Origin of the sequence: Actinomadura montaniterrae (genome assembly GCF_008923365.1) — a bacterium.
Lineage (GTDB): Bacteria > Actinomycetota > Actinomycetes > Streptosporangiales > Streptosporangiaceae > Spirillospora > Spirillospora montaniterrae.
In genome coordinates, this window is the sequence record NZ_WBMR01000176.1 from 12,767 (window position 1) to 19,712 (window position 6,946).

General features: G+C 75.4%; 5 protein-coding genes. All 5 read right to left on the reverse strand.

The genetic code is table 11. The annotated features are described in order from the left end of the window. Positions 1 to 189: 189 nt before the first annotated feature. A complete protein-coding gene (locus F9B16_RS37945; protein WP_151545065.1) occupies positions 190 to 1,386 on the reverse strand; it encodes a cytochrome P450 in 1,197 nt (398 codons plus the stop codon). Between the two features lie 11 nt (positions 1,387 to 1,397). Then, positions 1,398 to 2,342, reverse strand: coding sequence for a PDR/VanB family oxidoreductase (locus F9B16_RS37950; RefSeq protein ID WP_151545066.1), 945 nt, complete (start codon positions 2,340 to 2,342; stop codon positions 1,398 to 1,400). A 102-nt stretch (positions 2,343 to 2,444) separates the two neighbouring features. Further along, positions 2,445 to 3,188: an IclR family transcriptional regulator gene (locus tag F9B16_RS37955; protein WP_151545067.1), complete on the reverse strand. Its 744-nt coding sequence runs from the start codon at positions 3,186 to 3,188 to the stop codon at positions 2,445 to 2,447. A gap of 153 nt (positions 3,189 to 3,341) precedes the next feature. Continuing rightward, the gene (locus F9B16_RS37960; RefSeq protein ID WP_151545068.1) at positions 3,342 to 5,513 is read right to left on the reverse strand and encodes a TerD family protein; all 2,172 of its coding nucleotides are present in this window, start codon (positions 5,511 to 5,513) and stop codon (positions 3,342 to 3,344) included. A gap of 74 nt (positions 5,514 to 5,587) precedes the next feature. Next, positions 5,588 to 6,946: cyclic nucleotide-binding domain-containing protein (locus F9B16_RS37965; protein ID WP_151545069.1), on the reverse strand; the 1,359-nt coding region annotated here is incomplete at its 5' end.

Consider the following 6,946-nt stretch of genomic DNA (forward strand, 5'->3'; position numbering starts at 1 on the left):
CGGGGGGGGCGCCCCCCTGTAACCCCCGTTGCTCCGGACGAGGCGTTTCCCGCTCCGCGGGCGCTCCGCGGGAAACGCGTCGTCCGTCGGCGGGCAGGCCCGCTGCGCTCGCTGCACTCGCTCCGCGTGCCTGCCCGTGGCGGTGGCTGGGGTCTGGCCTTCCGTTCGCGTGTTCAACCGGGATCGCGGTCAGGCTCGGTGGACGCGGATCGGGAGGGACTTCCAGGCGCGGAGGGTGTTGTTGTGGTGGCGGACGGGTGTCGCCGCCAGTTCGATGTGGTCTATGCGGCGGGCCAGGGCGGTGAGGAGTGCTTCGGATTCGAGGCGGGCCACGTGCTGGCCGACGCACTGGTGGAGGCCCATGCCGAAGCCGACGTGGCCGGACGGGTCGCGCGCCAGGTCGAACGCGTCCGGGGCGTCCCAGCGGCGCGGGTCGCGGTTGGCGGCACCGAGGAACATGAGGATCTTGCGGCCGTCCGGGACGACGGTGCCGCCGATCTCCTGGTCGCCCACGGCCGTCCGGAAGAAGGTCTGGACGGGCGACTGCCAGCGGACGGCCTCGTCGAACGCGGTGCGGGCGAGGTGCGGCTCGTCGCGGAGGCGCCGCCACTGGCCGGGGTTCGCGGCGAAGGCGTAGAGGACGGCGGCGAGGCCGTGGACGGTCGTGTCGACGCCCGCCGACAGCAGTGACCGGACGACCAGCGGTGCCTGCTCGGGGGTGATGTCGCCCCGGTCGGCGGCCGCCCAGATCTGCGCGCCGAACCCGCCGGGGGACAGGCGCTCGCGCGCGCACTGGGCGTTCACCCAGCCGGACACGTCGGGCATGCGCGGCTGACCCTTGCGGACGAGGTCGTTCTCCGGGCCGAACGTGTTGAACAGGTGGTCGCCGTAGGGGAGGAGGTTCTCGCGCCCGTCGCGGCCGAGTCCGACGGCGTCGGGGAAGACGCGGAGCGGGAACGCCTCGGCCAGGCGCGGCACGGCGTCGAACTCGTTCTCGGAGAGCACTTCGTCGACGAGCCGTTCGGCGTCCGCGAGCCAGCCGTCGCGCAGCCGCCGGAGCGCGCGCGGGCCGAGGACCTTGGCGAGGACGGCGCGCGGCGCGTCGTGCCGGGGCGGGTCCGCCTCCAGCAGCAGGCTCGGCGGCCGCCACGGCTTCTCGTGCCGGAAGTTGCTGAGCCCCACGCCCGCGGCGGACTGGAAGCCCTGCCAGTCGGCCAGCGCGGCGTGCACGTGCTCGTAGCGGGCCAGCGCGAACACGTCGTACCTGGTCAGGTAGGTGACGGGCCCGGCCTCCCGCAGCCGCTCGTGCAGCGGGAGCGGGTCTTCGAGGTGCTCGTGCCCGAACGGGTCGGCGTCGATCGCGGGCAGGGCCTGCACGGTGGTCATGGCGTTTCCTTTCACAGGTCCAGGACGAGCCGCTCGCTGCGGGACCGGGACACGCACACGAACATGCAGTCGCCGGCCTCCCGCTCGTCGTCGTCGAGGATCGAGTCGCGATGGTCGGGGACGCCGCCGAGCACGGCGGTCTCGCACGTCCCGCACAGCCCCTGACGGCAGGACGACAGCACGCTCGCCCCGGCGGCGCCGGCGGCGTCGAGCACCGACCGGCCCGGCGGGACCGGGACCGTCACGCCCGTGCGCCGCAGTTCCAGCTCGAACGGCTCGTCGCGGACGGCGCCGCTCTCCCGGGCCACGAACCGCTCGGTGCGCAGCAGCCCGGGCCGCCATCCCGCGCAGCGGTCCTCGACGGCTTCCAAGAGCGGCGCCGGCCCGCAGCAGTAGACCTTGGTGGCCGGGTCCTCACCAGGCAGCCAGGCGCGCAGATCGAGAAGGCCCCGCTCGTCCTGCGGGACGACGATGACCTTCGCGCCGTACGGTTCCAGCTCGTCCAGGAACGCCATCGACGTCCGCGACCGGCCGCCGTAGAGGAGCCGCCAGTCCGCGCCAAGCAGCTCCGCCTGCCGCACCATCGGCAGCAGCGGCGTGATCCCGATCCCGCCCGCGATGAACAGGTACTTCTCGGACGGGACGAGCCGGAAGTTGTTGCGAGGCCCGCCGATCCCCACCGGGTCGCCCACGCGGAGCTCGTCATGGACGAACGCCGACCCGCCGCGCCCGTCCGGCTCCCGCAGGACGCCGACCCGGTACGTCCGCGCGTCCCAGCGGTCGCCGCACAGCGAGTACTGCCGGGTCAGGCCGTTCGGGAGGACGAGGTCGACGTGCGCGCCGGGCGCCCAGTCCGGCAGCCGGCCGCCGCCCGGGCGGGCGAGCGTCAGCGTCACGACGCCGTCGGCCGCCCGGTCCTTGGCCGCGACGCGGAGTTCGATGGCCGTCTCCGCCATGGGGCCTCCTCCTCGAGGTCGGGATACGGCCTCGAGAATCGCCTCCGGCGCGGCGCCCCGGCCACGGCTTTCTCATCTGATGAGAGGCGAATGTGCGTCCGCTCACAGCACGTCGGCGCCCACGGCCCGCGAGATGCCCCGCGCCGCCGCCTTCAGCGCGGGGACCTGCGCCCGCGCCCCGGCGTCGTTGGGGACGACGACCGACAGGGCCGCGATCACCTTGCCGCCGGGTCCCCGGATCGGCACCGCGATGCCGGTCGCGCGCTCGTCGATGTAGCCGGGGCACAGCGCGACGCCGCCGCGGCGCACGTCGGCGAGCAGCGCGCGCAGCCTGCGCGGATCCACCACGGTGCTCGGCGTGAAGGCGGCGAGCTCCCCGGCCAGCACGTCCTCCTGGAGGCCGGCGGGCGCGTGCGCGAGCAGCACCAGGCCGCTGGACGAGGCGTGCAGCGGCAGCCGTCCCGCGATCCGGGTCAGGTTGATCACCGCGTTCGGCATCGACAGCCGCTCCACGAACAGCACCTCGCGGCCGTCGAGGACGCCGAGCTGGGTGTGGTGGCCGGTCACCGCGTGCAGGTCCTCCATGAACGGCATCGCGGCCTCGCGCAGCCCGAGCGTCGGCGCGGCCCGCGACGCCAGCTCCCACATCCGCAGCCCGACCCGGACGCGGCGCCGCTCGTCGCGCGCCAGCAGCCCGTGCCGCACCAGCTCCTCGACCAGCCGCGACGCCGTCGCGACGTGCAGGCCGGTGCGCCGCGCGATCTCCGACACCGACAGCGACGGATGGTCGGGATCGAACGCGTCGAAGATCCGAACCGCCCTGGTCAGGACGGAATCACGTGCCACCCCGCCATTCTGCCCCGGACGCGAGGGACGGGCGCCGCCCGGCCGGCGGCGCCCGTCCCTCGAACGCTGTGGGCGAGGAGAGCGAGAGGGCTGGATACATGTGAAGTGTGAGAAGGAAGCCCCCTCATGGCCTCGCCGCTCTCACGCTAGCAATCAAGCCGGGACGATGTCGCGCAGGTTTTCCGGAGTGAACACCCGCGACTCCTCGTGCAGGCCCTCGGGACGCTCGAAGCCCACGAACGTCACCGGCCCGTCGGGCACCCGGCCGCCGTCCCACGGCTCGATCGTCCCGCCCTTGGACGCCCACAGGCCGGTCAGGTACCGGACCGTCAGGTACCGGCGCTCCGCCACCGCGCGGACCAGTGCGGCCGTCGTGACGCGGTTCCCCTCGACCTGGTTGAACGCGGGCCGGCCCCTGAGGAACAGGTGCAGCCACTTCGCGCGCCACCGGCCGTCGTCGCCGCGCAGGAACGCCAGCGGCAGCGCGACCCGGCCCGCCCCGCGCAGGTCGGACTTCATCCGGACCGTGCGCGGCTCGAACGGCCGCCCCTCCTGCTCGGCGCCGCGCAGCATGAACCCGAAGAACGACTCGGCGACCTGCTCGAATCCCTCCCCGGAGTACACGTTGACCTGCGGGATGATCACCCGCGCGCGGACCTCGCCGAGCCGCAGGTCGATGAACTCCGACGCCCCGTCCGGCGCCGCGGTGATGTCGCCGGAGTGCGCGCCGCCGACCTGCGTCAGCGACGTGTACGACAGCCACGCCGGGTTCAGGAAGTCGCCGTCCAGCATCAGCGCCGACAGATCGAAGTCGGTGGTGTGGCGGGCCTGCTTCCAGTAGACGAAGAACCGCAGGAGTTCGCCCTCGACCGGCGACATCGAGCCGCGCGGCAGTACGCCCAGCCCGGAGGCCGCGGCCTTCCCGCTCATCGGCAGGGCGACGTCCAGCACATCCGGATCGACGAGCAGGTGCCCGGCCTCGGGCAGGCGCCGCGCGATCTCCCCGTCCAGCAGCGCCGCCAGGCGCTTCCGCACGTCGCCGCCCAGCGGTGGCCGCGCGTCCGGGACGACGGCGCCGCGCCCGAGCCGGTTGGCGAACACCCGCGCGCGACCGGGCTTGCCGAGCCGGTTCAGCAGGTGCTCGCGCAGCGACAGCACGACGCGTCCGGACGCGCCGCCCGCCGCCGCCTCGAGCGCCTCGAACACGGCGTCCCGGTCTCGGTCTGACTCGGCGGTGCGGAGCAGCCGGTCCGCCGACCGGAACAGCATCCCGGGCGCGCTCGACAGCAGCCGCGCCGCCCCGGCGACGTCGCCCGCGCCGACCAGCACTTCGACGCGGCCCGCGAACGACCGCGCCGCCTTCTCGCCGCGCGCGACCGCGAACACGTCCGCCGCGTACGGGTACGCCGGGTGCTCGTGCGGGTGGAGCCGCTCGCCGAGCCGCTTCCACTCCTCGCGGTACGGGCCGACGTCGCCGAGCTTGGCGGGGGAGTCGCGGACGACCTCGTCCAGGCCGGCGAGCAGAGCGCGCCGCAGCGGCCGGCGCGGCGACCGGAACCGGGTCGGCTCGGCGAGCGTGACGTCGCCGTCCGACAGCGCGCACGCCAGCCGCAGCACGTCGGTGACGGTGTCGAGCAGCAGGGGAAGCCCGGCGTTCAGGCGGGCCAGGTTGACGACGGCCCGGTTCTCGCGGACCGGGATCGCGTCCGGCTGCCGGCCGCCCGCGCAGTGCTCGGCGAGGAGACGCAGCGCCTCCAGGTCGGCGGCGTCGAGCGGGGTGACGCTCCCGGCGAGCGCCACGTACAGGTCCTCGATCTCGCGGTCGAGGGACCCGCCCAGGTGCAGGACGGTGACGCGGTCCTTCGCGCTCGCGATCAGGTCGTCGTGCGCGGCGAGCATCTCCTCGTAGGTGTGCAGGTAGCGCCCGTAGTCCGGGAAGTCGAGCAGGTTGAGGGCGCCTTGCGCCGCGGCGCGCCGGACGTCGTCGCCCGACACCGGGTCGAGCAGCCACTTCTGCATGCACCGGGCCCAGAACTCGACGGTGCCGGGAACCTTGCGCGGGAAGCGGCGGAAGTACACGTTGTGCCGGACGTGGTCGCCGGCCATGGTCCGCACGGTGGCGAGGACGCGGACGGCGGTGTCGAGGACCGCGCCCTCGTCCATCCCGGACAGCCGCTCCATGAGGTCCCGCGACAGCTTGAACCCGGCCGACATCAGCGCGGCGTCGAACTGCCGCGCGGCGGCCGCGCCCGCGCCCGGCCCGCCCTCCGGGACGGGGACGCGGAGCGTGCGCGCGATGACGAGCCGTTCGAGGATGCCGTTCACCCCGCCATGCTCCCAGGGCGATTTCCGGCCCCGCACCCCAATTCTCCGAGGCCGCGACGAGCGGCGCCCGCGCGTCAGGTCGCTGTCGTGGGGGGCGGGAAGAGGCGCAGCCAGGCGGTGCCGGCGCCGGCGTCCTTCGGGCCGCGCACCTCGACGGGCTCGAAGTCCGGCGCGGTGCCGCCCGCCGCGCGGTGCACGAGCGGCGAGACGATCAGCCCGAGCACCGCCGCGCCGGGCGCCAGCCGCCGCCGCAGCACGTCCGCGTCCAGCAGCCGGGCGGCGCGGCCCAGCACCGCCCCGGTGATCCCGCCCGGGCCCGCGTGCACCGGGCCGGTGTCCACCGCGACGCGCACCTGGAACCGCAGGGGCGCGCCGGCCCCGCCGTCGTGCCGGGCGATGCGGTCGGCGAGCGCCCTGGCCAGCGGCCCCGCGGGCGCGGCGGCGGGGACGCCCGGCGGGATGACGAGCAGCGCGCCGTCCCCGCGGTCCTCGTGGTGGCACGCCGCCCACGGGATCCCGGCCGCGTCGAACGCGTCCTCCAGCGACCGGAACAGCACCCTGCGGATGGCCGCGCGGTCGGACTCCGTCCGCTCCGGCGAGCCGAACCCGACCACGTCGGCGAACATCACCGTGCAGTCCTGGCCGGTCAGGAAGGGGGCGCCGGAGGCCGGGCCCGGGGGCGCGGCGGCGGCGGTGAGGCGTTCCAGCCGGTCCGGGGCGAGGACGTCGATCGTCGCGGTCCCGGCCCGGACCAGGCCCTCGCCGTCCCACCGGGCGAGCACGCTGTCGACGGCCGCCGGCGACGACGACGTCCAGCCGGCCAGCTCCCCGCCCGTCACGGGGAGCGTGCGGCCCCGCGCCCGCGACAGCGTGGTGAACAGCGCGGCCAGCCGCCGCTGGGTGTCGGCCAGCTCCGTGCTCGTCGTGCGGCCCGCCTCCTCGACGGCGCGGTCGTGCGCCTGCTTCTCCAGGACCGACTGGACGCCGGGACGGCTCTCCACCAGCGGCCGGAAGTCCTCCGCCGCGACGACGAGGGCCCGCACCGTGTCCAGCGCGATGACCGTGGCGGACCAGGTGTCGTCCGCGAACAGCGCCCGCTCGCCGACGAGGTCGCCGGGCCCGCGGACCGCGACGATCCGCTCCTCGCCGGCCCGGTCGACGCGGATCTTCGTCCAGCCCGACCGGATGACGACGACGTAGTCCGCCGTGTGGCCCTGCCGCAGGATCGGCGTGCCCGGACCGTAGACGCGGGGGCGCGCGGCGGCGCGGACGGCGCGCCGGTCGTCGGGGGCGAGGGCGTGCCAGAAGCTTTCGCGCTGGTCGGCGGCGCCGGCGTCGCTGCCGTGCGTCCGGGCGGCCGACGCGGCCCGTGCGCGCGCGAACTCCACCAGCGGCGCGGCGAGCAGGGCCAGCACCGCGAACGTGAGCACGGC